This window comes from Massilia oculi (genome assembly GCF_017582745.1).
Taxonomy (GTDB): Bacteria; Pseudomonadota; Gammaproteobacteria; order Burkholderiales; family Burkholderiaceae_D; genus Telluria; species Telluria oculi_A.
Window position 1 is genome coordinate 1 of sequence record NZ_JAFVIM010000005.1, and the last position, 24,756, is coordinate 24,756.

Consider the following 24,756-nt stretch of genomic DNA (forward strand, 5'->3'; position numbering starts at 1 on the left):
TGGTTGTGGACCTACAATCACGACCGGCCTAACATGGCGCTCGGCGGTATTACGCCAAAACAGAAATTGGCGCTCGCCGCTTAACCTCTACTTTTAGCGTGCTCTAAAAATGGGGGGATTACCATCCTGCTCTGCGCGGTATGCTCACGAAGAGTTCAGGCGACCGCCAACGGTAGCATATAGAAATCGTTGGTTACTCACCAATTCCCTCTTAAATGTTAACTGTGTACCCAGATGTCGGCGTAAAGCACCCCAACATCATGTAGAGGGAAAAAGGAACAGGAGAACTGTTAAATCTCCCGAAAGAAAAATAATTGTGAAAAGCGCTGCAGTGTGTAGTCCTTACAACATCGTGGCGAAAGTGCAAACATTCCACTATCCCCACACTATGGCTGGCAACCCGTCGTGGGAAGAACTGCAACTGAGAGAATTAGGTGGTGCCCATGGTCGCGCCGCCCCGCTACGAAATGTCGTCCGGCGAAGGCCGCGATAGCTTTCGAACAAAATAAAAAAAGAAAGCCGTTGACTATTCGGTTAGAAAGGTCAACGGCTTTCTGGATCCTGCCTTAAAAATCAGCTGCTAAGAGAACCTCGGTCACTCCCACTCAATCGTCGCCGGCGGCTTGCCCGAAATGTCATACACGACACGGTTCAGCCCACGCACCTCATTGATGATCCGATTTGACACCTTGCCCAACAGCGCATGCGGCAAATGCGCCCACTGCGCCGTCATGAAGTCCAGCGTCTGTACCGCGCGCAGCGCAACCACGTACTCATAAGTACGGCCGTCGCCCATCACCCCCACCGATTTCACCGGCAGGAACACCGCAAACGCCTGGCTGGTCGCCTCATACCAATTCACCGGCGCCTTGCCCGCGTCGATCCCCGGCACATGCGGCACTTCGAACGGCGTATTGCGCAGCTCTTCGATGAAGATCGCATCCGCCTCGCGCAGCAGGTCGGCATACTCCTTCTTCACCTCGCCAAGGATGCGTACGCCCAGGCCAGGACCCGGGAACGGATGACGATACACCATGTCATGCGGCAGCCCCAGCGCCACGCCGAGTTTGCGCACCTCATCCTTGAACAGCTCGCGCAGCGGCTCGAGCAATTTGAGGTTCAGGGTCTCCGGCAATCCGCCCACATTGTGGTGGCTCTTGATGGTCTGGCCCTTCTTGCCCTTGCCGGCCGACTCGATCACGTCCGGATAGATCGTGCCCTGCGCCAGCCACTTGGCATTGGTCAGCTTGCCCGCTTCGACCTGGAACACCTCGACGAATTCGCGGCCAATGATCTTGCGCTTCTGCTCCGGATCGGTCACGCCGGCCAGGTGGCCCATGAACTGCGCTTCGGCATCGATGCGGATGACTTTCACGCCCAGGTTCTTGGAGAACATGTCCATGACCATCTTGCCTTCGTCCTTGCGCAGCAGGCCGTGGTCGACGAACACGCAGGTCAGCTGGTCGCCGATCGCGCGGTGGATCAGCGCGGCGGCCACGCTCGAGTCGACGCCGCCCGACAGGCCGAGGATCACCTCGTCGGTGCCGACCTGTTCGCGGATCTTGGCGACGGCTTCGCCGATATAGTCGGGCATGTTCCAGTCCGACTTGCAACCGCAGATCTCGTGCACGAAACGGCCGATGATGGCTTCGCCCTGGGTCGTGTGGGTGACTTCCGGGTGGAATTGCAGCGCGTAGAAGCGGCGCTCTTCGTCGGCCATCGCCGCGATCGGGCAGCTGTCGGTCGAACCCATCAGCTTGAAGCCTTCCGGCATGTCCAGGACCTTGTCGCCGTGGCTCATCCAGACCTTCAGCATGCCGTGGCCTTCGTCGGTCACGAAGTCGTTGATGCCGTTCAGCAGCGCGGTGTGATTGCGGGCGCGCACTTCGGCGTAGCCGAACTCGCGCTTCAGGCCGTTCTCGACCTTGCCGCCCAGCTGGGCCGCCATGGTCTGCATGCCGTAGCAGATGCCCAGCACCGGCACGCCGGCTTCGAACACCGCCTGCGGCGCGCGCGGCGAGTCGCCTTCGAGCGTCGAGTTGTGGCTGCCCGACAGGATGATGCCCGAAGCGCCGTACTCGCGGACGAACTCGTCGCTGACGTCATAGGGGAAGACTTCGGAGAACACGCCGGCGTCGCGCACGCGGCGCGCGATCAGCTGGGTAACCTGGGAACCGAAATCGAGGATGAGGATTTTGGAATGCATGGGATGCGTCTATGGTGAGGAATTCGTGGAGAGGAATTCGGTAGGGTGGAAGGCTCCGCCTTCCACGCGTCCAGGCAATGCGAGTGATGGTTGAACGCGTGGACGGCAGAGCTGTCCACCCTACAGGCGGCCGCCAGGCGACCGCGCGGTATGGCTTACTCCGAACGGTAGTTCGGCGCTTCCTTGGTGATCTGCACGTCGTGCACATGCGATTCGCGCATGCCGGCCGAGGTGATCTCGACGAACTCCGCCTTCTCGCGCAGCTCTTCGATGGTGGCGCAACCGCAGTAGCCCATCGACTGGCGCACGCCGCCGATCAGCTGGAAGATGATCGCCAGCACGCTGCCCTTGTAGGCGACACGGCCTTCGATGCCTTCCGGGACGAATTTGTCGGCCTTGGCCGAAGCTTCCTGGAAATAGCGGTCGGCCGAACCGTCGGCCATCGCGCCCAGGCTGCCCATGCCACGGTAGGATTTGTAGCTGCGGCCCTGGTACAGGATCACCTCGCCCGGCGCTTCTTCGGTGCCGGCGAACATCGAACCCATCATGACCGTGTGGGCGCCGGCTGCCAGCGCTTTCGAGATGTCGCCCGAGAAGCGGATGCCGCCGTCGGCGATGCACGGCACGCCGGTGCCTTCCAATGCTTTAGCCACATTGGAGATCGCGGTAATCTGCGGCACGCCGACGCCGGCGACGATACGGGTGGTGCAGATCGAGCCGGGGCCGATGCCGACCTTGACCGCATCGGCGCCCGCTTCCACCAGCGCCAGTGCGGCGGCGGCGGTGGCGATGTTGCCGCCGATGACATCCACGTGCGGGAAGCGCTCCTTGATCCATTTCACGCGGTCCAGGATGCCTTGCGAGTGACCGTGGGCGGTGTCGACCACCAGCACGTCCACGCCGGCGGCGACCAGCAGCTCGATGCGCTCTTCGTCGCGCGGGCCCACGCCGGTGGCGGCGCCGACCAGCAGCTTGCCCTGCGAATCCTTCGAGGCCAGCGGGTGCTCGTGCGACTTCTGGATGTCCTTCACGGTGATCAGGCCGCGCAGCTCGAAGTTGTCGTTGACCACCAGCACGCGCTCCAGGCGGTGCTTGTTCATCAGGCGTTTGGCTTCGGCAGTGTCCGCGTCCTCCTTCACGGTCACCAGCTTGTCGCGCGGCGTCATCTTGGCGCGCGCCTCGGCCTCCAGGTCTTCCTCGAAACGCAGGTCGCGGTTGGTGATGATGCCCACCACCTGGCTGCCCTCGACCACCGGGAAGCCGCTGATGCCGTGCTGCTGCGAGAGCGCCAGCACTTCACGGATCTTCATGGTCGGCGGGATCGTGATCGGGTCGCGCAGCACGCCGGCTTCGAAACGCTTCACCCGCGCCACTTCGCGCGCCTGGTCGGCCGGGCGCAGGTTCTTGTGGATGATGCCGATGCCGCCCTCTTGCGCCATCGCGATCGCGAGATTCGCTTCGGTCACGGTGTCCATCGCCGCCGACAGCAGCGGGATGTTCAGCGAAATATTACGCGTCAACTTGGTGCGGAGCGAAGTTGCAGCCGGAAGAATATTGGAGTAAGCGGGGACGAGCAGCACGTCATCGAAGGTGAGTGCTTTTTGGAGGAGACGCATAGTATTTCCTATAGGCGCAAAAGCAAATTATACAGAAACTCTCAATTTCCGTCGCCGGGGAGGCCAAAATTTCTTTTGCATGATGCGCCCGGCAATTGACAGCCGAGCCAGGACATGGCGAAATCGACGCGTTCATCCAGGAACCATTTCATGCCTCTTCTTTCCAGACACGCCATTGGCGCCCTGCTCCTCTTCGCCGCCACCGCCGCCCATGCCCAGTATGTCTGGATCGGCCCCAACGGCACGCGCCAGTATTCCGACCGCCCGCCGCCGCCCGGCACGCCGGCCAGCAAGGTCCTCAAGTCGCCCGGCCGCCCGGCGCTGGAACCGTCGACCGCTTCGGAAACTCCAGCCGAGACGCGGGCCGAAAGCAAGGCCGCCGCCACGCCACCCACCCTGGCCGAGCAGGAAGCCGCCTTCCGCGAGCGCAGCAAGGCGCGTGCGGAGCAGGAACAGAAGAGCCAGGAAGAAGCCGAGCGCCGCCGGCGCCTGGCCGAGCATTGCGCGGCGGCCCGCGAGACGCAGGCCAATCTGGCCTCGGGCATCCGCGTCGCGCGGATCGGACCGGATGGCGAAAAAACCTATATGAGCGACGAAGAAAAAGCCGCGCGCAGCGAGCAGGTCAGGCGCGCACTGCAGGAGTGCCGCTGATCCGCTCCAGGGCCGGCTCGGGCGCCGCCTCCACGCGGTTGCGTCCGCCCGCCTTGGCCGCATACAGGGCCGTATCGGCGCGCGCCATCAGGCTCGTGATGTCTTCGCCCGGCTGCAGCATGGCCACGCCGATGCTGACGGTATAGGGCACGCCGGCCGCGCCCGCTCCCCCCTGCGGCCCGCGTTCGAGCGCGGCGCGCAGGCGCTGCGCCACCGCGAGCACCGTGCCGTCGTCGGCGTCGGGCAGCAGCACCGCGAACTCTTCGCCGCCCAGGCGCGCGCAGTAGTCGATCTTGCGGATCACCTGCTGGGTTCGCTCGACGAGGTCGCGCAACACCTGGTCGCCGACCCCGTGGCCATGGGTGTCGTTGATGCGCTTGAAGTGGTCGGCGTCCACCAGCAGCAGGCCGAGACCGCTGCCGCGGCGCTCTGCCCGCGCCAGTTCGCGTTTAGCGAAGGCAAAGAAGGCGCGGCGCGAGGCGGCCCCGGTCAGGTGGTCATGGTCGGCGGCGTGCGTGCTGGCGGCGATCAGACGCGCGTTGGCCATCATCACGGCGCCCAGGGTCAGCGCCGGCAGCGCCAGGGTGCCGATCGCGAAGAACACCAGGTTATAGGTGCTCGCCTCGAGCAGCGAGTAAGGCTGGTAGGCATCGATGACGTAGAAGGTCCCGCGCCAGGCGTGGCCGACGCCCAGCACCAGGGCGGCGCTGCGGGTGAAGGTGAACGAATAGCGCAGGCGCGGCTCCACCGTCCCGCGCAGGGTGAAGCCGATCGCGAAACAGACCGCGCCATGGTAGAGCGACATTGCCACGATGCGCAGCGGCGCCGATTCGATGACGTGGTGGAAGAAGACGAGCGCGGCGATGGCGGGCAACGCGCCGCCGGCCAGCCAGCGCCACGGGACGGAACGTCCCAGGAAGCGGCGAAAGCCCGCATAGCCCAGGGTGATCGTGCCCATATAGAGCACGTTGGCGACCTCGATGGTCAGGAACTCGGGAATGAATCCCCGCCCGGCGAACAGCAGCAGCGCCACCACCGCCAGCAGGTTCGCCCGTCGCCACTCGCGGATGCCCGCCACCTCGCTCTTGGCGAGCGAGGACAGGACCAGCAGCATGACTCCCGACAAGGCGGTGGTCACTAATATCAGACTCAGGGCATTCAACATCGGCACAGCAATAAGGCGGGCGGCGGGCGGCAAGACGGGATGCCGACATGATACCAAGAAACCCTGAGAAATCTATCCAATTATTGCAGTTGTGCAACAAGCAAGACTGACATGCCTCCTCCGGTTGCTAGGCGCCCTCGCCTGCCGTGTCGGGCGAGTTGCGCTCTTTCCTGGCCGCGCGCTTGCGGCGCGACTCCTTTGGATCGGCCACCAACGGTCGGTAGATCTCGATGCGGTCGCGCTCGCGCAGCACCGTGTCCAGCGTCTTCTTCTTGGCGTAGATGCCAACCGGCTGCGTGGTCAGGTTGATGTCCGGGAAGGATTCCAGCACGCCGCTGCGCTCGATCGCCTCGCCGATGGTCGTGCCCGCCGCGACCTGCATGGGGTGCAGCCATTCGACCTTGTCGCTGGCATAGCAGACCGAAATACCCAGCATCTCAGCCATACAGCGCCTCGGCGCGCTTGCAGAACGAGTCGACCATGCTGTTGGCGATCATGCCGAACACAGGGCCGACGATCTGGGCCAGGATGACGCTCGAGAACTCGTACTGCATGTCGAAGTCGATCTTGCAGGCATCTTCACGCAGGGCCTTGAAACTCCACGTCGCCTCCAGCATCTTGAAAGGACCGTCGACCAGGTGCATCTTCATCTGGGTCGGGCGCTGGTTGTGGTTCGCTGTCGTGAAGCTCTGCTTCACGCCGTGAAAATTGATCTGCAGGCTGGCGACCAGCTTGTCGTCGGTCCGCTCGACGACCTTAACGCCTGCACACCAGGGCAGGAACTTGGGATAATCCTCGACCTTGGCAACCAGGTCGAACATCTGTTCTGCGCTATAGCCAAGGAAAACTGATTTGTGCACTACTGCCATTGGTCAACCGTTTGTTATGATGTTGGTCAAGTTGCATGCGTCATTCGTTGACGCAATGGCAGTAGTTTAACCGACACGCGAATTTTCGCCTTTTCATGAGCATCGCTGACAATAAAAAAGCATTTTTTGACTACTTCATCGAAGACCGCTACGAAGCGGGCCTGGTGCTGGAGGGTTGGGAAGTAAAAGCCATCCGCGAAGGGCGGGTGCAGATCAAGGGAGCCTATGTGCTCGTCCGCAATGGCGAGCTATACCTGTTCGGCGCGCACGTCAGCGCGTTGACGACGACTTCCACCTTCAGCCACCCGGAAGCGCTGCGCTCGCGCAAGCTGCTGCTGCACCGTGCCGAGATCGACAAGCTCATTGGCAAGGTCGAGCGCGCCGGCTTCACGCTGGTGCCGCTCAACCTGCACATGAAGAAAGGCCGCGTGAAGTGCGAGATCGGCCTGGCCAAGGGCAAGAAGCATCACGACAAGCGCGCGACCGAGAAGGACCGCGACGCCAAGCGCGAAGTCAACCAGGCGATGAAGACCAACCGCCGCTGACGACAGCAAGCCCGTCGCTCACGCGAAGGCGGGAGTCTAAGGTCGCATGCAGCACCACTTCGTTCGACTTAGCGGGTTTATTGAGTGACTTGGGCTCCCGCCTTCGCGGGAGCGACGGTGGTAACGCGGCAAACGATGGCTGCAACGCGCCTCAAGCCTCCTGCACCTTCGGCGCCACCGCGCTGCGAACCGACATGCGCCAGGCGCCAAAGCTCAGCAGCAGGCCGCCCGCCACGCCCAGCCCCAATTTCAGGGCGCTGTCGAACAGCAGCGGCGCCACCAGTCCCGACACCAGCGCGAACGACATCATCTGGATGAAGCCGACCATCGACGAGGCCAGGCCGCGGTTGCGCGGGAACAGGCCCATCGCGGTCAGCTGCACCGCCGGCATCGCCACCGCCAGGCCGAAGGTATAGACGAACAGCGGCAGCACCGACCATGGCACGCTGGCCGGGAACAGCCCGTGATAACCGACGTTGAGCAACACGCCCAGCGACATCACGGCATAGCCGGTCCACATCATGCCGCCAGGCGTCGAGCTGTGGGCGCGCTTGCCGCCCCAGGCCGAGCCCACCACCATGCCGCCCACCAGCGGGATGAACATCCACGCGAACGCCGTCTCGGGCAGGCCGAGGATCTCCATCACGAAGTTCGAGGCCGAACCGATGTACAGCGACAGGCCGCTGAAGGCCAGGCCCACCGACAACGCCAGGAACACGAATTGCGGATTGCGCAGCACCATCAGGTAGTTGCGACCGATGGTGCCGGGGTGGAAGGCCTGGCGCCTGTCAACGGGCAGGCTTTCCGGCAGCAGCTTCATGACCAGCAGGATCATCGCCGCGCCGAACACGGCCAGGAACACGAAGGACGACCGCCAGCCGAAGGTCACGTGCAGCCAGCCGCCCAGGATCGGGGCGATGGCCGGCGCCAGGCCGAACACCATCATGATGTGCGACATCATGCGCTGGGCTTGCGGGCCCGAAAAACGGTCCTGCACGATGGCCTGGCCGATCACCGAGCCGGCGCCGGCCGACAGGCCCTGCAGCGCGCGGAACACCAGCAGCCAGCCGAAGCTCGGCGCCCAGGCCGCGCCGATCGAGGCCAGCGTGTAGACGGATAGCGCGGCCAGGATCACGGGCCGGCGGCCGAAGGAATCGGACAGGGTCCCGTAAAACAGCATCATGAAGGCGAACGTGAACAGGAACACGCTCAGGGTCTGCTGCACGGCCACCGGGCCGACCCCGAATTCGACGCCGATCGCCGGCATCGACGGCAGATAGGTGTCGATGGCCAGGGCGCCGATCATGCCGAGGCAGGCGAGGATGACGGTGAGGAGCTTTTGCATGTACTACGCTTTCGGGATCATTGCCAACACCGCAGGATGCGGCGTTGGGGGGACGCGATTGTACGCTATTTCGATCCCGCCGATCTTCACCGATCCTCACGCAACGACATACCGAAGCGGTCCAGGCGCGGCATCCAGTTTTCCTGGTAGGCCGCCGAGACCAGGATCCGTTCGGCGCGCCCGATCAGCTTCTCGCGCGGCACCAGGCCGATCACGCGCGAATCGGCGCTGTCGTTGCGGTTGTCGCCCAACATCAGGTACTGGCCGGCTGGGATGCGCACTGACTCGAAGCTGCGCGGCGCCGGAACGCCCGGCAAGACCTGGATGCGCTGGCGCGTGCCGGCCACCCGCTCTTCCATGCGGATGGCGCCCACCTCGATGCCGCGGCTGCGCTCGCGCGCCTCGCCCAGCACCGCATAACTGGCGCCTTCGCCATTGACGAACAGGCGGTCGTTGCGCATCTCGACCAGGTCGCCCGGCACGGCCAGCACGCGCTTGATCAGGCGGATGTCGTCGTCCGGCGAATGGAACACGACCATGTCGCCGCGCGCCGGCTCGCCCAGGTGCGCCACGCTGTGCTGCGTCAGTGGTATCTTGAGGTCGAAGGCCATGCGGTTGATCAGGACCACGTCGCCCTCGAGCAGATTGGGGCGCATCGAACCGCTCGGGATCGGGCTCCAGTCGGCGACCGCGCTGCGAAACACGCCGAACAACAGCATGAACATCAGGAAGCCCTTGTTGGCGCGGACGAAGTTTTTCATGGACGACTCCTCGGTGAATGGAGCGCCAAGCATAGCCGCCGCCTCCCGACGAAGGCTTAGCAGTTCGTTAAGACAACGGCAGTGCGAGTGTCACCGCGCTGTCATATTTGACATCTACACTGCCTGCGGGACGACTACGACCGCAGAATATGGACATGAAAAAAAAGGCCACCGAGGCTGAGCTCAAACAATTTTCCGATGGCGGCGCCTACCTGAACCGCGAGCTGTCGCTGCTCGAATTCAACCGCCGCGTGCTGGCCCAGGCCGAAGACCCGTCGATTCCCCTGCTCGAGCGCCTGCGCTTCCTGTGCATCGTGGCGAGCAACCTGGATGAATTCTTCGAAGTGCGGGTGGCCAGCCTGCTGGCCCAGTACCAGATGGACCGCGAGAGCGGCGCCCTGCCAGACGGCCTGGCCGCCAACCTGGAACGCGCCAGCGCCGAATGCCGCCACCTGATCGCGCGCCAGTACAGCCTGTTCAACACCGAGATCCAGCCGCAACTGTCCGAGCACGGCATCCACCTGCTGCACCGCAGCGAGCGCAACGCCGCCCAGCGCGCCTGGGTCAAGCAGTATTTCGACCGCGAGGTGCGTCCCCTGCTCACGCCGATCGGCCTCGATCCGGCCCATCCCTTCCCGCGGGTGGTCAACAAGAGCCTGAACTTCATCGTGGAACTCGCCGGCAAGGACGCCTTCGGGCGCGGCTCGGGCATCGCGATCATGAAGGCGCCGCGCGTGCTGCCGCGCGTGATCCGGCTGCCGGACGAGCTCTCGGACAAGAAAGGCGCCTCCTACTGCATGCTGTCGTCGGTGATCCAGGCCCATATGGCCGACCTGTTCACTGGCCGCGAAGTGGTCTCGTACTCGCAGTTCCGCGTCACCCGCAACAGCGACCTGTGGGTCGACGAAGAAGAGGTCAAGAACCTGCGCCAGGCCCTGCAGAGCGAGCTGCACAGCCGCCAGTACGGCTTCGCGGTGCGGCTCGAGGTGGGCCGCTCCTGCCCCGAGCACCTGTCGGACTTCCTGCTCAACCAGTTCCAGATCGACCGCAGCCGGCTGTTCAAGGTCGACGGGCCGGTCAACCTGAGCCGCCTGCTGGAAATCGTCAACGGCAACGACCGCCCCGACCTGACCTTCCCGCCCTATGTCGCGGGCTACCCGAACAAGCTGTCCGGCCCCGACCTGTTCGCCGCGCTGCGCAAGCACGACGCATTGCTCCACCATCCGTTCGAATCGTTCCAGCCGGTGATCAACTTCATCCAATGTGCGGCGGCCGACCCCAACGTGGTGGCGATCAAGCAGACGATCTACCGCGCCGGCAGCAATTCGGAGCTGGTCGACGCCCTGATCGCGGCCGCGCGGCGCGGCAAGGAAGTCACCGTCATCGTCGAGCTGATGGCGCGCTTCGACGAGGAAGCCAACATCAACTGGGCCGAGAAGCTCGAGCAGGCCGGGGCCCAGGTGGTGTATGGCGTGGTGGGCCTCAAGACCCATGCCAAGATGGCCCTGGTGCTGCGCCGCGAACCCAATGGACTGCGCCGCTACGCCCACCTCGGCACCGGCAACTACAATCCGACCACCGCCAAGTTCTATACCGATATGGGCCTGCTGACGGCCGATGCCGAGCTCACCGCCGACGTCAACGAGGTCTTCATCCACCTCACCAGCATGACCCGGCCCAAGCAGCTGTCGAGCATCTGGCTGGCGCCGTTCTCGCTGCAGAAGGAGATCGTGCGCGCCATCCGCCAGGAGGCGGACATCGCACGCCAGGGCCGGCCGGGCCGCATCATCGCCAAGATGAATTCGCTCACCGACGAGTCGGTGATCAAGGCGCTGTACGAGGCCTCGCAGGCCGGGGTCAAGATCGACCTCATCGTGCGCGGCGCCTGTTCCCTGCGCCCTGGCGTGGACGGACTGTCCGACAACATCAAGGTGCGCTCGATCGTCGGCCGCTTCCTGGAGCACACCCGGATCTTTTACTTCCGCAACGACCTGAAGCACGACGTGGTGCTCAGCAGCGCGGACTGGATGAACCGGAACCTGTTCCGCCGGGTCGAAGTGGCATTCCCGATCCGCTCAACGCCGCTCAAGCGGCGCGTGATGCGCGAGGGCCTGCACCCCTACCTGAAGGACAACGTCAATGCCTGGGAGCTGGCACCGGACGGCCGCTACCGCCGCCGCAAGGCGCGCGGCAAGCAGCAGCGCTACAGCGCCCAGCAGGCGCTGATGGACCTGCTGGGCGCGGCCAGCCTCAACAACGATACCAACGACAAGGAGATCGACAATGGAACTGATCCTGTGGCGCCACGCTGAGGCCGAGCCGGGAGAGCCGGACGCCCGGCGCGAACTGACGCCCAAGGGCCAACGCCACGCCGCGCGCATGGGCGCCTGGCTGGATCGCAAGCTGCCGCCTGCCTGCCGCATCCTGGTGAGCCCCGCCACGCGCTGCATCCAGACCGTCGAGGCGCTGGGACGCCGCTACGAAGTGGTCGAGGCGCTGAACACCGAATCGAGCGCGGAAGCGATCATCGCGGCCTGCGGCTGGCCCGACCACCGCCAGCCGGCGCTGATCGTCGGCCACCAGCCGCTGCTGGGTCAAGTCGCGTCGATGGTGCTGTGCGGGAACAAGCAGGCTTGGCGCATCCGCAAGGCGGGGGTGTTCTGGATCGAACACAAGGAGGCGGATGGGGTGCCGTATATCCGCCTGGTGGCGGGGCCGGATGTGATTGGCAAATTGCGCTGAACGGCGCCACGTCCTCCAGCACGTCGTTCCCGCCCTCGCCGGGCGGCAACGACGACTGATTTACTTCGCCTGGAACGCGACCCCCACCTCGTTCCAGCTGCACTCTTCCTTCTCGAACCACGGCGCCAGCGTCGGATGCCGCGCCAGCAGTTCCGGGGGCAGGTCGATCTCGATCTTGCCCTTCATGCGCAGGCGCAGGCCGCCGATGTCGTTGTCGGCGCGCGCATGCATGAACACCACCGCCAGGCGCAGCGCCAGCACCGCCTTGGCCAGGTCGGGATCGAGCAGCGCGTCGCGAATCTTGCGCAGATTGCCCTTCTGGCCCAGCACCAGGGTTGCCAGCAGGCGCTGCTCGCGCGTAGTGAAGCCGCCCAGGTCTGCATGCTCGACGATGTAGGCGCCGTGCTTGTGGGCCCCGCTCATCGAGATGGCCAGGCCGATCTCGTGCAGCATGGCGCTCCAGGCCAGGTAGTGCGGCTGGCTGTCGGCCTGCGGCTGCAGGCGTTCGTACAGCAGGGTCGCGATGCCGCAGGTGCGCAGCGCGCGCTGGGTGTCGACCCGGAAGCGCTGCATGCAGGAGCGGATCGCGGCGTCGCGCCGGTCGCGCCGGTTGGCGCGCAGCTCGAGGTCGGACAGCACGCCCAGGCGCAGCCCGGCATTGACCGCGTGCAGGCGCTCGACCTTCAGCTCCTGCATGGCGCCGATGAGCACCGTCAGGCCGCCCACCATCACCGGCACCCGGTCGCGCTTGACGCCTTGCAGCGCGAACGCGTCCACGTGGCCCAGCTCGATCAGGATGTCGCGCAAGGCATGCAGGCTGGCCTGCGACACCGTGCCGTCGCCGATCGCATTGCGGCCGATGACTTCCGAGATGGCGCGCATGGTGCCGGACGAACCGTAGGCGGCATCCCAGCCCTGGGCGTGGTAGAGCGAGGCGGCGTCCTCGAAGCGGGCGCGCGCTGCGGTGACGGCGGCATCGAATGCGCGCGCGGTGATGCGGCCATCCGGGAAATACGCCCGGGTCTGCGGCTGGGTGCCGATGCCGAACGACTCGACCAGGTGGATCTCGGCCCCGGTGCCGGCGATGACCTCGGTCGAGCCGCCGCCGATGTCGATCACCAGCCGCCGCTCGTCCTGGCGCTCGATGGCGCGCGTCACGCCCATGTAGATCAGGCGGCCTTCTTCCTCGCCCGAGATGATCTCGATCGGGTAGCCGATCGCCGCCTCGAGCTGCGGCAGCAGTTGGTCGGCGTTGTTCGCCACGCGCATGGTGTTGGTGGCGACCACCCGCACGGCGTCGAGGTGGTATTCGTCGAGGATCTTGCGGAAGTCGTGCAGGCAGGCGATGGCGCCGCGCATCGCCGCCTCGGTGAGCATGTTGTTGCTGTCGAGCCCCGCTGCCAGGCGGATCGGATCGCGCGCGGTGCGCACGATGTGCATGCGGGCGCCGAGCGGCTCGCCGATGTGCAGGCGGAAGCTGTTGGACCCGAGGTCGACGGCTGCAAACATGAGGTCCTTTCGAAAATGGACGAATCCCGCGGCCAGCTCATGCTGCGCGGGATCGATAGGCGTCAAGTATACAGCGTGGCACGGGCCGCCACCAACCCCGGCACACGAAAAGTGCCCCGGATGTTGCGCGGCGCGGTCCGATCAGCGGTGCTGGCGGGCGCTCGGTGCGCGGCGCAGGCAGTACCAGGCGCCGACCAGGCAGGGAATGCCGAGCGTGACGGCGGACAGGGCGTCCCAGATGCCGTCGCCCAGCAGGGCCGAAATCAGGCCGATGGTGGTGAGGATGGCGAGCACGATCGGCGCGCCCCAGATTTGCATGGGAGTTTTGCTCACGATGCGCCTCCTTCGCGCGCCAGCGCCGGCGCCTCGTGACCACGGGCCGGCGCGTGCTGGTCCAGGGCCGCGGCCTTGGCCGACGCGTTGGCGGTCTTGCCGCGCTTGACCCACAGGTACAGGCCCGTCACCAGGATCACGATGGTCGCGATGTCGAGCACCGCCCACAGGAATTTCATCCACTGGCCGCCGTAGTCGCCGAAGTGCAGCGGCTGCGACACCAGCAGCGCCTTCAGGTACCACGGCAGTTCGGGCGCGTCGGTCAGCTCGCCGGTATGGGCGTCGACCAGCACCGGCTGGTACATGCGCGAGCTGAACGGCTCGTTGCCGTTCATGAAGATGCCGTAGTGGTGGGCGCTGCTGAAGTCGGTGCCCGGGAAGGCCACGAACGCGACCCGCATGCCCGGCAACCGCTCCTTCGCCTTTTCGATCGCGTCGTGCACCGAGGCGGTATGCGGCTGCGGCGCCTTGTCCTTGTACTGGGCCAGGATCTGGCCCAGCTCATTGTGCTGGTAATACTTGAGCATCAGGTCGGCCCAGGTATTGATCATGCCGGTACCGCCGACCACGAACAGCCAGGTGAGCGTGACGATGCCCAGAAGGTTGTGCATGTCGAGCCATTTGAGGCGGCTGCTCTTTTCCTTGCGCACGGTGCCGAAATCGAGCTTGCGCATGAAGGGCGAGTACAGGACCGCGCCGCTGATGATCGCAACCAGAAGCAACAGGGCCATCAACCCCAAGAAGAGTTGGCCGGCCAGGCCCATGAACAGGTCGACGTGCAGCGCCAGCATGGTCGACATGAACACGCCGCCTTCGAAGGCCGGCTCGACGATCACCTTGGTGGTGCGCGCATCGACCGCGATCGGCTTGTAGTCGTGGTCGTGCATGTGGTCGGCCAGGGTGACGTTCCAGATCTCGGGCACGTCCGCCTCTTGCGAGATGAACATCGGCTTCTTGGTCGGGTACAGCTCCTTGGCCGAGGCGATCACGGCGTCGACGTTGCCCATCGGCGTCGGCTGCGACAGGGTCGGCGGTTCGACCTCGTTGCCCAGCAGGTGGCCGATCTCGTGGTGATAGATGAGCGGCAAGCCGGTCAGGCACAGCAGCAGCATGAAGACGGTGCAGACCAGGCTGGACCACTTGTGGATCCAGCCCCAGCGGCGCAGGGAAACGGGTGACATGTTATTGGGTATGCATTATAGCTAGAGATACAGACCATGAATAATAATCGTTCTCATTTACATAATCAAGCATGAGGCATAGAATGCGCGTTACTTCTAACGCATAAGAAGAGCAAGACACATGAACACCCTGCGCCTGACCTTGAAACTGAGCCCGACCCCGGCCGCGCTGGCCGCCGCCCTCCTCGCCTCCAGCACCGCGTTCGCCCAGCAAGCCGAGCCAAAAACCGACGAGAACGTCGCGACCGTGGTCGTGACCGCCTCGGCCGACGCCTCGGCCCAGGGGCTGCCGGCCGCCTATGCCGGCGGCCAGGTGGCGCGCGGCGGCCGCCTGGGCTTGCTGGGCAACGTCGACATCATGGACACCCCGTTCAACAGCACCAACTACACCCATGCGCTGATCCAGGACCAGCAGGCGCGCAGCGTGGCCGACGTGGTGCAGAACGACCCATCGGTGCGGGTGGCGCGCGGCTTCGGCAACTACCAGGAGCTGTACATGATCCGCGGATTCGCGGTCGGCTCGGACGACACGGCCTACAACGGCCTGTACGGCCTGCTGCCGCGCCAGTTTGTGGCGACCGAGCTGATGGAGCGGGTCGAGGTGCTGCGCGGCGCGCACAGCTTCATCAACGGCGCGGCGCCGGCCGGCGGCAGCATCGGCGGCTCGATCAACATCCTGCCGAAGCGCGCGCCGAACCAGGAATTGAGCGAAGTGACCGTGGGCGTCGAGACCGGCGGCCAGGGCTACGGCGCCATCGACCTGGGCCGCCGCTTCGGCGAGGAAGGCCGCGCCGGCGTGCGCGTCAACGTCGCGCACCGCAACGGCGACACCGCGGTCGACCGCGAGGAACGCGAACTCTCCGTGTATTCGATCGGCGTGGATTACCGCGGCCGCGGCTACCGCCTGTCGGCCGACGTCGGCGCGCAGGACCACCAGTTGAGCAATGCCCGTCCGAGCGTGGACCTGGCGCCTGGCCTGCCGATGATCGCGGCGCCGGATTCAAGCCACAACTTCGCCCAGCCATGGACCGTCTCGAACGAACGCCACACCTTCGGCACCGTACGCGCCGAAGTCGACCTGGGCGCCGACGCGGTGGCCTGGGCCGCCGCCGGCCTGCGCAACGGCCAGGAATTCAACATCCTGGCGGGCATCGATGTCAACGCCGTCAATGGCGACGCGACCATGAGCCGCTTCGACAATATCCGCAAGGACCAGGTGCGCACCGGCGAAGTGGGCGTGCGCGGTTCGCTGCGCACCGGCTTCGTCAAGCACGTCCTGAGCGCTTCGGCGTCCGGTTTCCACTCCAAGTCGCGCAACGCCTACGGCATGTCCGATTTCGCCGGCTTCGCGTCGAACCTGTACCGTCCGCGCGACGTCGCGGCGCCGTCGTCGGCCTTCTTCACCGGCGGCGACATGAACGATCCGCTGGTGACCTCGAAGACCATCCTGTCGGGCCTGGCGATCGCCGACACCATGTCGTTCATGGACGACAAGGTACTGGTCAATGTCGGCCTGCGCCACCAGCGCATCAAGGACTTCGGCTACGACTACAACACCGGGCTGGAGAATTCGGGCTACGAGTCGAACAAGAACACGCCGTTCGCCGCCATCGTCTACAAGCCGCGCAAGGACCTGTCGGTGTATGCCAACTACAGCGAAGGCCTGCAGCGCGGCCCGGTCGCCTCGGGCATCGACATCGTCAACCAGGGCGAGATCTTCGCGCCCTACGTCGCGCGCCAGCGCGAAGCCGGCGTCAAATACGACAGCGGCCGCTACGGCTTGAGCGCCGCCGTGTTCTCGACCAGCCAGCCGAGCGCCTACGTCGAAAACCGCGTGTTCGGCGTATTCGGAGAACAGCGCAACCGCGGCCTCGAGCTGTCGGTATTCGGCACCCCGGTGCGCGGCCTGAAGCTGCTGGGCGGCCTGACCCTGATCGACGCTGAGCAGCGCGTGACGGCCGGCGGCGTCAACCAGGGCAAGGACGCGATCGGCGTGCCGCAGACGCAGCTGAACATCGGCGCCGACTGGGACGTGCCAGGCGTGGACGGCCTGTCGCTGAACGCGCGCACCGTGTACACCTCGAAGCAGTATGCCGATGGCGCCAACCTGCAGAAACTGCCGTCGTGGACCCGCCTGGACCTGGGCGCGACCTGGAACACCCGCTTCATGGACCGCGACCTGACCCTGCGCGCGCGCGTGGACAACGTCACGGACAAGAACTACTGGGCCTCGGCCGGCGGCTATCCGGGCGCGGGCTACCTGGTGCTGGCGGCGCCGCGCAGCGTGGTGGTGTCGGCGACGGTCGGTTTTTAAGTTTCACCGCAGGCGCAGGTCGTCCTTCACGGCAGCCAGCGCCATCCTGTCGACCACCCCGGGCGCGATCAGCTTGAGCCAGCGCCCGATCCTGCCCTGCGCGGTCATCACGACCTCGCGCTCGCGATTTTCCATCGCCTTGACGATCAGGCGTGCGCATTCCTCCACCGGCATCGCCTTCTCTTCCTTGAGCGCGCTGGCGCCGGCTTCCTCACCTTTCGCGTTAAAGCCGCGGTAGCGAATCCGCGTGGCCACCACGCCCGGATAGGCCGTGGTCACGCTGACGCCCGCCTCCTTCAGCTCCACCCGCAGCGCCTCGAAGAAGCCGCTCATCGCGAACTTGGTGGCGCAATAGGCGGTGCGTCCCGGCACTCCGACCAGGCCGGCCAGCGACGACACGGCCACGATGGCGCCGCGGCTCGCCTTCAGCTGCGCCAGCGCGGCCTGGGTGCACCACACGCTGCCCCACAGGTTCACGCGCATCAGCTCTTCGTACCAGGCCAGGCTCTCGACCTCTTCGAACAGGGCGTGCGCCGAACGGCCGGCATTGTTGACCAGGACGTCGATGCCACCAAAACGTTCGATCGTCTGCGCGATCAGGCGCAGGCAATCGTCCTGGCGGCCGGCGTCGAAGGCCACCGTGAGCGTCTCGGCGCCGAGCGCCTGGCACTGGCCGGCGACCAGGTCGAGCGGGCCCTGGTTGCGCGCGGCCAGCACGAGTTTTATTCCGGCGCCGTGCCGGGCCGCGAGCTGGCGCGCCATCTCGGCGCCGATGCCGTCCGACCCGCCGGTGATGACGATGACCCGGCTCATTTTTGCGCCTTCACGATCTGCAGCGCGCTGGCGATCACGGTGCTCATGTCGCCCAGGTTGGCCGGCACGATCAGGGTGTTGTTGGTCTTGGCCAGGTTCGCGAACGCGTCCACGTAGTGCTCGGCCACGCGCAGGCTGACCGCGTCCATGCCGCCCGGTGAGGAGATCGCCTCGCCCACCTGGCGCAGGGCCGCTGCGCTGGCGTCGGCCAGCGCCACGATGGCGGCCGCCTCGCCCATGGCGCGGTTGATCTCGGCCTGCTTCTCGCCCTCGGAGCGCGCGATGGCCGCCTCGCGCTCGCCGCTGGCGATGTTGATCTGTTCCTGGCGCCGGCCTTCCGAGGCCGCGATCAGTGCGCGCTTCTCGCGCTCGGCCGTGATCTGGGCCTGCATCGCCAGCAGGATCTCGGCTGGCGGCGTCAGGTCCTTGATCTCGTAGCGCAGCACCTTGACGCCCCAGTTGGCGGCCGACTCGTCGATCGCGTTCACGATGTGGGTGTTGATCAGGTCGCGCTCTTCGAAGGTCTTGTCGAGCTCCATGCGGCCGATCACCGAGCGCAAGGTGGTCTGGGCTAGTTGCGTGATGGCCTGGATGTAGTTCGACGAGCCGTAGGACGCGCGCATGGCGTCGGTCACCTGGAAGTACAGGATGCCGTCCACGTGCAATTGGGTGTTGTCGCGCGTGATGCAGACCTGGGGCGGCACGTCGAGCGGGATCTCCTTCAGGCTGTGCTTGTAGGCGACGCGATCGACGAAGGGCACCACGATGTTCAGGCCGGGGGCCAGGGTGGCGTGGTACTTGCCGAGACGTTCGACCACCCAGGCGTTCTGCTGCGGCACCACATTGATGGTCTTGAACACGAAGACCAGGGCGATGGCGAAGATCACGATCGCGACCACGCTGAAAGACAGTTCCATGTGCATCCCTTCTTGTTGTGGGTTGTTCTTGTTCAGGCCTGGCGGCGGGCGACGATCAGGCGGTTACCCTGGACTTCGACGATCTCGAAGTCGCCCGGCTCCGGTTCCAGGCCGGCGCGCAGCTCGACGTCCCACAGCGCGCCGCGGTACATCACGCGCGCGCGCCGCTCCTGCCACTGCGGCACGGTGACGCGCTGGCCGATGTCGAGGTTGATGCTGGGGTCGTTTGCGGCCTTGCCGCGCCCTGGCCGCGCGTAGCGGGTGCGGCGCAGCACCATGGTGGCGCCGATGCCGACGACGGCCGCCACCAGCGTCTGCAGCGGGCCGCTGGCGCCGAGCCAGGCGACGATGGCGCCGGACAAGAGGCCGATCGCGATCATCAGGAGGTAGAACGTGCCGATGAACAGCTCGGCCACGATCAGCACGCCGGCCCCAATCAGCCAGTACGTCCAGTCGGACATGTCAGGGTCTCCTTCTTGTCATGGAATGAAAAAACCCCCGCTACCCGGAGTGGGTAGCGAGGGTTTGCATGACCGCGCGGTGGGCTGCGGCGGTCAATCTTGAGGGCTTGGAAAGCGATCATTCCCGCCAGTGTAGCACCGGCGGCCCTCGATGGGGAATGTCGGGGATCAGGCCTTGGCCAGCTTCTGCCAGGTTTCGATCACCGAGTCCGGGTTGAGCGACATCGACTCGATGCCCTCTTCCACCAGCCACTGGGCGAAGTCCGGATTGTCCGATGGCCCCTGGCCGCAGATGCCTACGTACTTGCCCTGCTTGAGGCAGGCCTTGATTGCCAGCGACAGCATCGCCTTGACGGCCGGGTCGCGCTCGTCGAAGTCCTTGGCCAGGAGCTCCATGCCGGAGTCGCGGTCCAGGCCCAGGGTGAGCTGGGTCAGGTCGTTGGAGCCGATCGAGAAGCCGTCGAAGTACTCGAGGAACTGCTCGGCCAGGATGGCGTTGGACGGCACTTCGCACATCATGATCAGGCGCAGGCCGTTCTCGCCGCGTTTGAGGCCGTTCTTGGCCAGCAGGTCGACGACTTTCTCGGCCTGGCCCAGGGTGCGCACGAACGGCACCATCAGCTCGACGTTGGTCAGGCCCATCTCGTTGCGCACGCGTTTCATGGCCGCGCACTCCATCGCGAACGATTCGGCGAAGTCATCGGCCAGGTAGCGCGCGGCGCCGCGGAAGCCCAGCATCGGGTTCTCTTCGTCCGGCTCGTAGCGCGAGCCGCCGATCAGCTTCTTGTACTCGTTCGACTTGAAGTCGGACAGGCGCACGATCACCGACTTCGGCCAGAAGGCGGCGGCGATGGTGGCTACGCCCTCGACCAGCTTGTCGACGTAGAAGGCGCGCGGCGAGGCGTGGCCGCGGGCCACCGACTCCACCGCTTTTTTCAGGTCGGCGTCGATGTTCGGGTACTCGAGGATGGCCTTCGGGTGCACGCCGATATTGTTGTTGATGATGAACTCGAGCCGGGCCAGGCCGACGCCGTTGTTGGGCACCGACTGGAAATCGAAGGCCAGCTGCGGGTTGCCGACGTTGAGCATGATCTTGGTCTTGATCGGCGGCAGTTCGCCGCGCGAGACTTCGGTGACCTCGGTTTCCAGCAGGCCGTCGTAGATCATGCCTTCGTCGCCTTCGGCGCAGGACACGGTGACCAGGGTGCCGTCCTTGAGCACGTCGGTCGCGTCGCCGCAGCCGACCACCGCCGGCACGCCCAGCTCACGCGCGATGATCGCCGCGTGGCAGGTGCGGCCGCCGCGGTTGGTGACGATCGCCGATGCGCGCTTCATCACGGGTTCCCAGTTCGGGTCGGTCATGTCGGCCACCAGCACGTCGCCCGGCTGCACGCGTTCCATCTCCGATGGGTCGGTGATGACGCGCACCGGGCCGGCGCCGATCTTCTGGCCGATCGCGCGGCCGTGGGTCAGCACGGTGCCGGTACCCTTGAGCTGGAAGCGCTGCTGGGCGTCGGTGGCTTTCTGCTGCGACTTCACGGTCTCGGGACGCGCCTGCAGGATGTACAGCTTGCCGTCGCGGCCATCCTTGCCCCACTCGATGTCCATCGGACGGCCGTAGTGGCTCTCGATGATCATCGCGTACTTGGCCAGCTCGATGACCTCTTCCTCGACCAGCGAATAGCGGTTGCGCAGCTCGATCGGCACGTCGACGGTCTTGACCGAGCGGCCGGCCTTGGCCTCGTTGGTGAACTCCATCTTGATCAGCTTGGAGCCAATATTGCGGCGGATGACGGCCGACTTGCCCTGTGCCAGCATCGGCTTGTGGACGTAGAACTCGTCGGGATTGACCGCGCCCTGCACCACGGTCTCGCCCAGGCCGTAGCTCGAGGTGATGAACACCACGTCCTTGAAGCCCGATTCGGTATCGATGGTGAACATCACGCCCGAGGCGCCGGTGTCGGAACGCACCATGCGCTGCACGCCGGCCGACAGCGCGACCTCGGCGTGGGTGAAGCCCTTGTGCACGCGGTAGGAGATCGCGCGGTCGTTGTAGAGCGAGGCGAAGACGTGCTTCATCGCCTCTAACACGTTGTCGATGCCGACCACGTTCAGGAACGACTCCTGCTGGCCGGCGAAGGAGGCATCCGGCAGGTCTTCGGCGGTGGCCGAGGAACGCACGGCGAACGAGACTTCGGTTTCCGAGCCGGCGACCAGGCGCTCGTAGAACGAACGGATTTCCTGTTCAAGGCGTGGCTGGAACGGGGTCTCGACGATCCAGCCGCGGATCTCGGCGCCGGCGGCGGCCAGCGAGCGCACATCGTCGACGTCCAGGTTCTCGAGGCGGGTCGCGATGCGCTGGCCCAGCGATGGGCCGCCGTCGGCGCTGTGGTCGAGGAAGTCGCGGAAGGCGTCGGCGGTGGTGGCGAAGCCGGTCGGCACGCGCACGCCGGCGGTGGCCAGCTGGCTGATCATCTCGCCGAGCGAGGCGTTCTTGCCGCCGACCGACTCGACGTCGGTCATGCGCAAGTCCTCGAACGAGGCCACGTAGACGCGGTTAGCCTCGTCGGGCTTCAATGCTGGAGTAGCTAGGTTAGTCATGATAAAACACCCTTACTTGATGATGGAAAGCTGTTGGCGCATCGGTGCCGGGAAGCGGGGGCGTCTTGACGTGTTCTTGTTATTCTGGCCCGCGTGCAGCACAATGCAAAACCCGTTGCCGAGCATTTTACCCCGCGGCAGGGTGAAGTGCAGCGCACTTTTGATGCAACTTTGTCAGCAAAGCATACCGATCCAGCCATCATGACCGACGATTCCCTGCCTCCTCCAGTCACCGCTTCGCGCACCGTCTTCTTCGTTTCCGACGGCACCGGCATCACGGCGGAGACCTTCGGTCACGCCGTGTTGAGCCAGTTCGACCTGCGTTTCCGCCAGATCCGCCTGCCGTTCGTGGATTCGATCGAGAAGGCGCACGACGCCGCGCGCCGCATCAACGAAAGCTTCGCGCTGCACGGCCAGCGGCCGATCGTTTTCTCGACGCTGGTGAAGCACGACCTGTCGAGCGTGATCCGCTCGGCGAACGGCATGCACATGGACCTGTTCCAGACCTTCGTCGCGCCGCTCGAGCAGGAGCTGGACGTCAAATCGACGCACACGATCGGGCGCATCCACAATGCGGTGGACACCGAGGAATACAAGAACCGCATCGAAGCGATCAATTTCTCGCTGGCGCACGACGACGGCCAGTCGCACAAGAACCTGGCGGAAGCCGACGTGATCCTGGTCGGCGTCTCGCGTTCCGGCAAAACGCCGACGAGCCTGTACCTGGCGATGCAATACGGCCTGAAAGCCGCAAACTATCCGCTGATCCCAGACGACTTCGAACGGGGCAAACTCCCCAGCTCGCTCCCCCCCTTCAAGGATAAGTGCTTCGGCCTGACGATTGCCCCCGAGCGCCTGACTCAGATCCGCAACGAGCGCCGCGCCGGGAGCAAATACGCCTCATTGGAAAACTGCCGCTACGAAGTCAACGAGGCCGAGCAACTGATGCGCCGCGAAGGCATCCGCTGGCTTTCGTCGACGACGAAATCCATCGAAGAAATCGCCACCACCATCCTCCAGGAAATCAAACCCGACCGCCGCGAGTACTGACTCCCATTAGGGTCAGTGTCGAATTATCAGGAAAGATTTTTGTGCGCACATTTATTCTGCACAAGCCAGCCTCTACTTGCCTGAAAGCTCGTGCACATTAATTAGGGTCGGAGTCGAATTGTTTGACAACTTTGAGGAATTGCTCAGCAATTCTACTCTGACCCTAATTATTTTCGGCAGTTTGAGCACCGTCGGCCGAGCAGTCGGGAAATAAGATTCCGCAGAGGACGAACACCTCCACGTGTTAGCGCTATATCACCCAAAAACTAAATAGGGTCGGAGTCGAATTGTTTGACAACATTGACGGCTGAGCCGTTAATTCGACTCCGACCCTAATTATCCGCTGAGTAATTGGCCAACAATTCGACTCCGACCCTCTTTATTTGCGGGCCGAACTTGGGAAATTGCTCAATAATTTTACTCTGACCCTAATTGAGGGCTAGAAGAATTGGCGCCAGTCGGCGAGCCAAGTGGGGAAGGCGGTGGCTTCCATGGGGTTGGCGATGTGGTAGCCCTGGGCGTAGGTGCAGCCGAGGCTTTGGAGGAAGTCCCAGTCCTGGCGGGTTTCGACGCCGACGGCGACTGACATGCGGTCGAGGCTATGGGCCAGGTTCAGGCAGCTGCGCAGGACCGTGCCCAGCGGGCGGCGTTTCGAGGCGCCGTCGACGAAGCTGCGGTCGATTTTCAGTTCGGTGAAGGGGATGCGCGCCAGCAACTGCAGGTTCGATCTTCCCGTGCCGTAGTCGTCGATGGCCAGGCCGAAGCCCATCATTCGCAGGCGGACCAGGCGTTCGATGAAATCGGGGTTCGTGTTCAGGATCGACGATTCCGGCAGTTCGAAGGTGATGTAGTCGGGCAGGACCTTGTGGCGCTCCAGCGAGGCCACGATCTGGCGCACGAAGGCCGGATGGGCCAGCGTCTCGGGGGCGATGTTCAGCGAGATCGGGACCGGGATGCCCTGCTCCTGGAACCAGCGGCAGCGCTCCACCGACAGCTCGATCATGCTCCAGTCGAGGAAGTCGATGCGGCCGCTTTCTTCCAGCGCTTCCATGAAGGATGCGGGGCCCAGCACGCCGTGCTCCGGGTGCCGCCAGCGGGCGAAGGCTTCCAGGCCTTTTACCTGTCCGGTCGCGAGCTCGATCTTCGGCTGGAAGAAGGGCTCGAACTGGCGCTTCTGCAGGCCGATGCCGATCTGCTGGAAGGTGAAGCGCGGGCCGCCCGGCTTGCGCGGCGGCCGCGCCAGCGGGGCGTAGTTGTCGAGCAGCGGCTTCAGCTTGGCGGCGGTGACCGGCCTGGCGATCACGCCCAGCAGCTCGACGCCATAGGCCTGGGCCAGGGTCTCGACCGAGAACAGCAGGTCGGCGGGCTGTGCGCCCGTCACCACCAGGCGCGCCGGCGCCTGGGCCTCGACCTGCATCTCTCCCAGCTTGCGGATCAGCTCCAGGCCATCCATGCCTGGCAGCGCGAGATCGATGATGGCGACGTTCACCGCCGGCGCCAGGCCAGCCTCCAGGGTCTGCAGCGCGAGATGCCCGTCCGGCACCTCGGTGACGCGGCTGGCGCCGAGCTGGCCCAGCAAGTCCACCAGCGCCCTGCGCTGGGCCGGGTCGGCTTGTGCCACCAAAAAATGCAAATGCGCGATGTCCATCGTTGCTCCAGTTTCCCAGCCGCCAGCCT

Annotated in this window: 21 protein-coding genes; 6 read left to right on the forward strand and 15 right to left on the reverse strand. The window is 65.0% G+C overall.

Translation table 11 applies throughout. The annotated features are described in order from the left end of the window. Positions 1-595 precede the first annotated feature (595 nt). Together guaA and guaB are read right to left on the reverse strand one after the other, a co-directional pair. Positions 596-2,206, reverse strand: a complete 1,611-nt coding sequence (gene guaA, locus J3U95_RS07360) for a glutamine-hydrolyzing GMP synthase (protein ID WP_208277968.1) — start codon at positions 2,204-2,206, stop codon at positions 596-598. A 155-nt stretch (positions 2,207-2,361) separates the two neighbouring features. Further along, on the reverse strand, positions 2,362-3,822 hold the full coding sequence (gene guaB, locus J3U95_RS07365; RefSeq protein WP_208277969.1) for an IMP dehydrogenase: 1,461 nt from the start codon (positions 3,820-3,822) through the stop codon (positions 2,362-2,364). A 150-nt stretch (positions 3,823-3,972) separates the two neighbouring features. On the opposite strand from guaB, the gene J3U95_RS07370 reads away from it, so the two are divergent. Then, positions 3,973-4,473 carry a DUF4124 domain-containing protein gene (locus J3U95_RS07370; RefSeq protein WP_208277970.1) on the forward strand — a complete coding sequence of 167 codons (501 nt, stop codon included), beginning with the start codon at positions 3,973-3,975 and terminating at the stop codon, positions 4,471-4,473. Here the strand turns inward: J3U95_RS07370 and J3U95_RS28620 are convergent. The 3 genes from J3U95_RS28620 to J3U95_RS07385 form a co-directional block, all read right to left on the reverse strand. Beyond that, positions 4,445-5,611 (reverse strand): GGDEF domain-containing protein, encoded by a 1,167-nt coding sequence (locus J3U95_RS28620; RefSeq protein WP_208277971.1) that lies wholly within the window; start codon positions 5,609-5,611, stop codon positions 4,445-4,447. The genes J3U95_RS07370 and J3U95_RS28620 overlap by 29 nt on opposite strands. Positions 5,612-5,765: 154 nt before the next feature. Next, a complete protein-coding gene (locus J3U95_RS07380; protein WP_208277972.1) occupies positions 5,766-6,083 on the reverse strand; it encodes an RnfH family protein in 318 nt (105 codons plus the stop codon). Beyond that, positions 6,076-6,507, reverse strand: a complete 432-nt coding sequence (locus tag J3U95_RS07385) for a type II toxin-antitoxin system RatA family toxin (protein WP_208277973.1) — start codon at positions 6,505-6,507, stop codon at positions 6,076-6,078. Before J3U95_RS07385 ends, J3U95_RS07380 begins: the two co-directional genes overlap by 8 nt. Positions 6,508-6,602: 95 nt before the next feature. Between J3U95_RS07385 and smpB the strand changes: the two genes are divergently transcribed. Further along, the gene (gene smpB / locus J3U95_RS07390) at positions 6,603-7,052 is read left to right on the forward strand and encodes an SsrA-binding protein SmpB (RefSeq protein WP_208277974.1); all 450 of its coding nucleotides are present in this window, start codon (positions 6,603-6,605) and stop codon (positions 7,050-7,052) included. Between the two features lie 151 nt (positions 7,053-7,203). Here the strand turns inward: smpB and J3U95_RS07395 are convergent, their stop codons facing one another. Then, positions 7,204-8,397, reverse strand: coding sequence for a multidrug effflux MFS transporter (locus J3U95_RS07395; protein ID WP_208277975.1), 1,194 nt, complete (start codon positions 8,395-8,397; stop codon positions 7,204-7,206). Between the two features lie 86 nt (positions 8,398-8,483). Then, complete coding sequence (gene lepB / locus J3U95_RS07400) at positions 8,484-9,158, reverse strand: signal peptidase I (protein ID WP_208277976.1); 675 nt, start codon at positions 9,156-9,158, stop codon at positions 8,484-8,486. A 149-nt stretch (positions 9,159-9,307) separates the two neighbouring features. Between lepB and ppk1 the strand changes: the two genes are divergently transcribed. Further along, positions 9,308-11,470, forward strand: a complete 2,163-nt coding sequence (ppk1, locus tag J3U95_RS07405; protein WP_208277977.1) for a polyphosphate kinase 1 — start codon at positions 9,308-9,310, stop codon at positions 11,468-11,470. Further along, positions 11,442-11,900: a SixA phosphatase family protein gene (locus tag J3U95_RS07410; protein ID WP_208277978.1), complete on the forward strand. Its 459-nt coding sequence runs from the start codon at positions 11,442-11,444 to the stop codon at positions 11,898-11,900. The genes ppk1 and J3U95_RS07410 overlap by 29 nt, the downstream gene beginning before the upstream one ends. A 60-nt stretch (positions 11,901-11,960) precedes the next feature. On the opposite strand, the gene J3U95_RS07415 is transcribed toward J3U95_RS07410, so the two are convergent. From J3U95_RS07415 to J3U95_RS07425, 3 genes are all read right to left on the reverse strand, one after another. Next, entirely contained in the window at positions 11,961-13,409 is a 1,449-nt protein-coding gene (locus J3U95_RS07415) for a Ppx/GppA phosphatase family protein (RefSeq protein ID WP_208277979.1), read from the reverse strand. A gap of 141 nt (positions 13,410-13,550) precedes the next feature. Continuing rightward, positions 13,551-13,742: a hypothetical protein gene (locus tag J3U95_RS07420; RefSeq protein WP_208278246.1), complete on the reverse strand. Its 192-nt coding sequence runs from the start codon at positions 13,740-13,742 to the stop codon at positions 13,551-13,553. Beyond that, entirely contained in the window at positions 13,739-14,923 is a 1,185-nt protein-coding gene (locus J3U95_RS07425; RefSeq protein ID WP_208277980.1) for a PepSY-associated TM helix domain-containing protein, read from the reverse strand. The genes J3U95_RS07420 and J3U95_RS07425 overlap by 4 nt, the downstream gene beginning before the upstream one ends. A gap of 121 nt (positions 14,924-15,044) precedes the next feature. Between J3U95_RS07425 and J3U95_RS07430 the strand changes: the two genes are divergently transcribed. Then, a complete protein-coding gene (locus tag J3U95_RS07430; RefSeq protein WP_208277981.1) occupies positions 15,045-17,237 on the forward strand; it encodes a TonB-dependent receptor in 2,193 nt (730 codons plus the stop codon). 3 nt (positions 17,238-17,240) lie between these two features. On the opposite strand, the gene J3U95_RS07435 is transcribed toward J3U95_RS07430, so the two are convergent. From J3U95_RS07435 to ppsA, 4 genes are all read right to left on the reverse strand, one after another. Next, entirely contained in the window at positions 17,241-18,050 is an 810-nt protein-coding gene (locus J3U95_RS07435) for an SDR family oxidoreductase (protein WP_208277982.1), read from the reverse strand. Then, entirely contained in the window at positions 18,047-18,967 is a 921-nt protein-coding gene (locus J3U95_RS07440) for an SPFH domain-containing protein (protein ID WP_208277983.1), read from the reverse strand. The genes J3U95_RS07435 and J3U95_RS07440 overlap by 4 nt, the downstream gene beginning before the upstream one ends. Before the next feature lie 32 nt (positions 18,968-18,999). After that, positions 19,000-19,428 (reverse strand): NfeD family protein, encoded by a 429-nt coding sequence (locus tag J3U95_RS07445; protein ID WP_208277984.1) that lies wholly within the window; start codon positions 19,426-19,428, stop codon positions 19,000-19,002. Between the two features lie 168 nt (positions 19,429-19,596). Next, positions 19,597-22,029 (reverse strand): phosphoenolpyruvate synthase, encoded by a 2,433-nt coding sequence (gene ppsA, locus J3U95_RS07450; protein ID WP_208277985.1) that lies wholly within the window; start codon positions 22,027-22,029, stop codon positions 19,597-19,599. A gap of 201 nt (positions 22,030-22,230) precedes the next feature. Between ppsA and ppsR the strand changes: the two genes are divergently transcribed. Continuing rightward, positions 22,231-23,079 (forward strand): posphoenolpyruvate synthetase regulatory kinase/phosphorylase PpsR, encoded by an 849-nt coding sequence (gene ppsR / locus J3U95_RS07455; RefSeq protein WP_208277986.1) that lies wholly within the window; start codon positions 22,231-22,233, stop codon positions 23,077-23,079. A gap of 439 nt (positions 23,080-23,518) precedes the next feature. Here ppsR and J3U95_RS07460 read toward each other — a convergent pair whose 3' ends face one another. Further along, positions 23,519-24,727, reverse strand: a complete 1,209-nt coding sequence (locus tag J3U95_RS07460; protein WP_208277987.1) for an EAL domain-containing response regulator — start codon at positions 24,725-24,727, stop codon at positions 23,519-23,521. Between the last annotated feature and the right edge of the window lie 29 nt (positions 24,728-24,756).

What these genes read in the sequence shown, in the direction of transcription:
- J3U95_RS07440 (WP_208277983.1), bottom strand. Translation starts at nt 18,967, where the DNA reads ATGGAACTGTCTTTCAGCGTGGTCGCGATCGTGATCTTCGCCATCGCC.
- ppk1 (WP_208277977.1), top strand. Translation starts at nt 9,308, where the DNA reads ATGGACATGAAAAAAAAGGCCACCGAGGCTGAGCTCAAACAATTTTCC.
- J3U95_RS07430 (WP_208277981.1), top strand. Translation starts at nt 15,045, where the DNA reads ATGAACACCCTGCGCCTGACCTTGAAACTGAGCCCGACCCCGGCCGCG.
- J3U95_RS07445 (WP_208277984.1), bottom strand. Translation starts at nt 19,428, where the DNA reads ATGTCCGACTGGACGTACTGGCTGATTGGGGCCGGCGTGCTGATCGTG.
- J3U95_RS07395 (WP_208277975.1), bottom strand. Translation starts at nt 8,397, where the DNA reads ATGCAAAAGCTCCTCACCGTCATCCTCGCCTGCCTCGGCATGATCGGC.
- J3U95_RS07425 (WP_208277980.1), bottom strand. Translation starts at nt 14,923, where the DNA reads ATGTCACCCGTTTCCCTGCGCCGCTGGGGCTGGATCCACAAGTGGTCC.
- J3U95_RS07435 (WP_208277982.1), bottom strand. Translation starts at nt 18,050, where the DNA reads ATGAGCCGGGTCATCGTCATCACCGGCGGGTCGGACGGCATCGGCGCC.
- guaB (WP_208277969.1), bottom strand. Translation starts at nt 3,822, where the DNA reads ATGCGTCTCCTCCAAAAAGCACTCACCTTCGATGACGTGCTGCTCGTC.
- J3U95_RS07385 (WP_208277973.1), bottom strand. Translation starts at nt 6,507, where the DNA reads ATGGCAGTAGTGCACAAATCAGTTTTCCTTGGCTATAGCGCAGAACAG.
- lepB (WP_208277976.1), bottom strand. Translation starts at nt 9,158, where the DNA reads ATGAAAAACTTCGTCCGCGCCAACAAGGGCTTCCTGATGTTCATGCTG.
- guaA (WP_208277968.1), bottom strand. Translation starts at nt 2,206, where the DNA reads ATGCATTCCAAAATCCTCATCCTCGATTTCGGTTCCCAGGTTACCCAG.
- J3U95_RS07370 (WP_208277970.1), top strand. Translation starts at nt 3,973, where the DNA reads ATGCCTCTTCTTTCCAGACACGCCATTGGCGCCCTGCTCCTCTTCGCC.
- ppsR (WP_208277986.1), top strand. Translation starts at nt 22,231, where the DNA reads ATGACCGACGATTCCCTGCCTCCTCCAGTCACCGCTTCGCGCACCGTC.
- ppsA (WP_208277985.1), bottom strand. Translation starts at nt 22,029, where the DNA reads ATGACTAACCTAGCTACTCCAGCATTGAAGCCCGACGAGGCTAACCGC.
- J3U95_RS07415 (WP_208277979.1), bottom strand. Translation starts at nt 13,409, where the DNA reads ATGTTTGCAGCCGTCGACCTCGGGTCCAACAGCTTCCGCCTGCACATC.
- smpB (WP_208277974.1), top strand. Translation starts at nt 6,603, where the DNA reads ATGAGCATCGCTGACAATAAAAAAGCATTTTTTGACTACTTCATCGAA.
- J3U95_RS07460 (WP_208277987.1), bottom strand. Translation starts at nt 24,727, where the DNA reads ATGGACATCGCGCATTTGCATTTTTTGGTGGCACAAGCCGACCCGGCC.
- J3U95_RS07380 (WP_208277972.1), bottom strand. Translation starts at nt 6,083, where the DNA reads ATGGCTGAGATGCTGGGTATTTCGGTCTGCTATGCCAGCGACAAGGTC.
- J3U95_RS07410 (WP_208277978.1), top strand. Translation starts at nt 11,442, where the DNA reads ATGGAACTGATCCTGTGGCGCCACGCTGAGGCCGAGCCGGGAGAGCCG.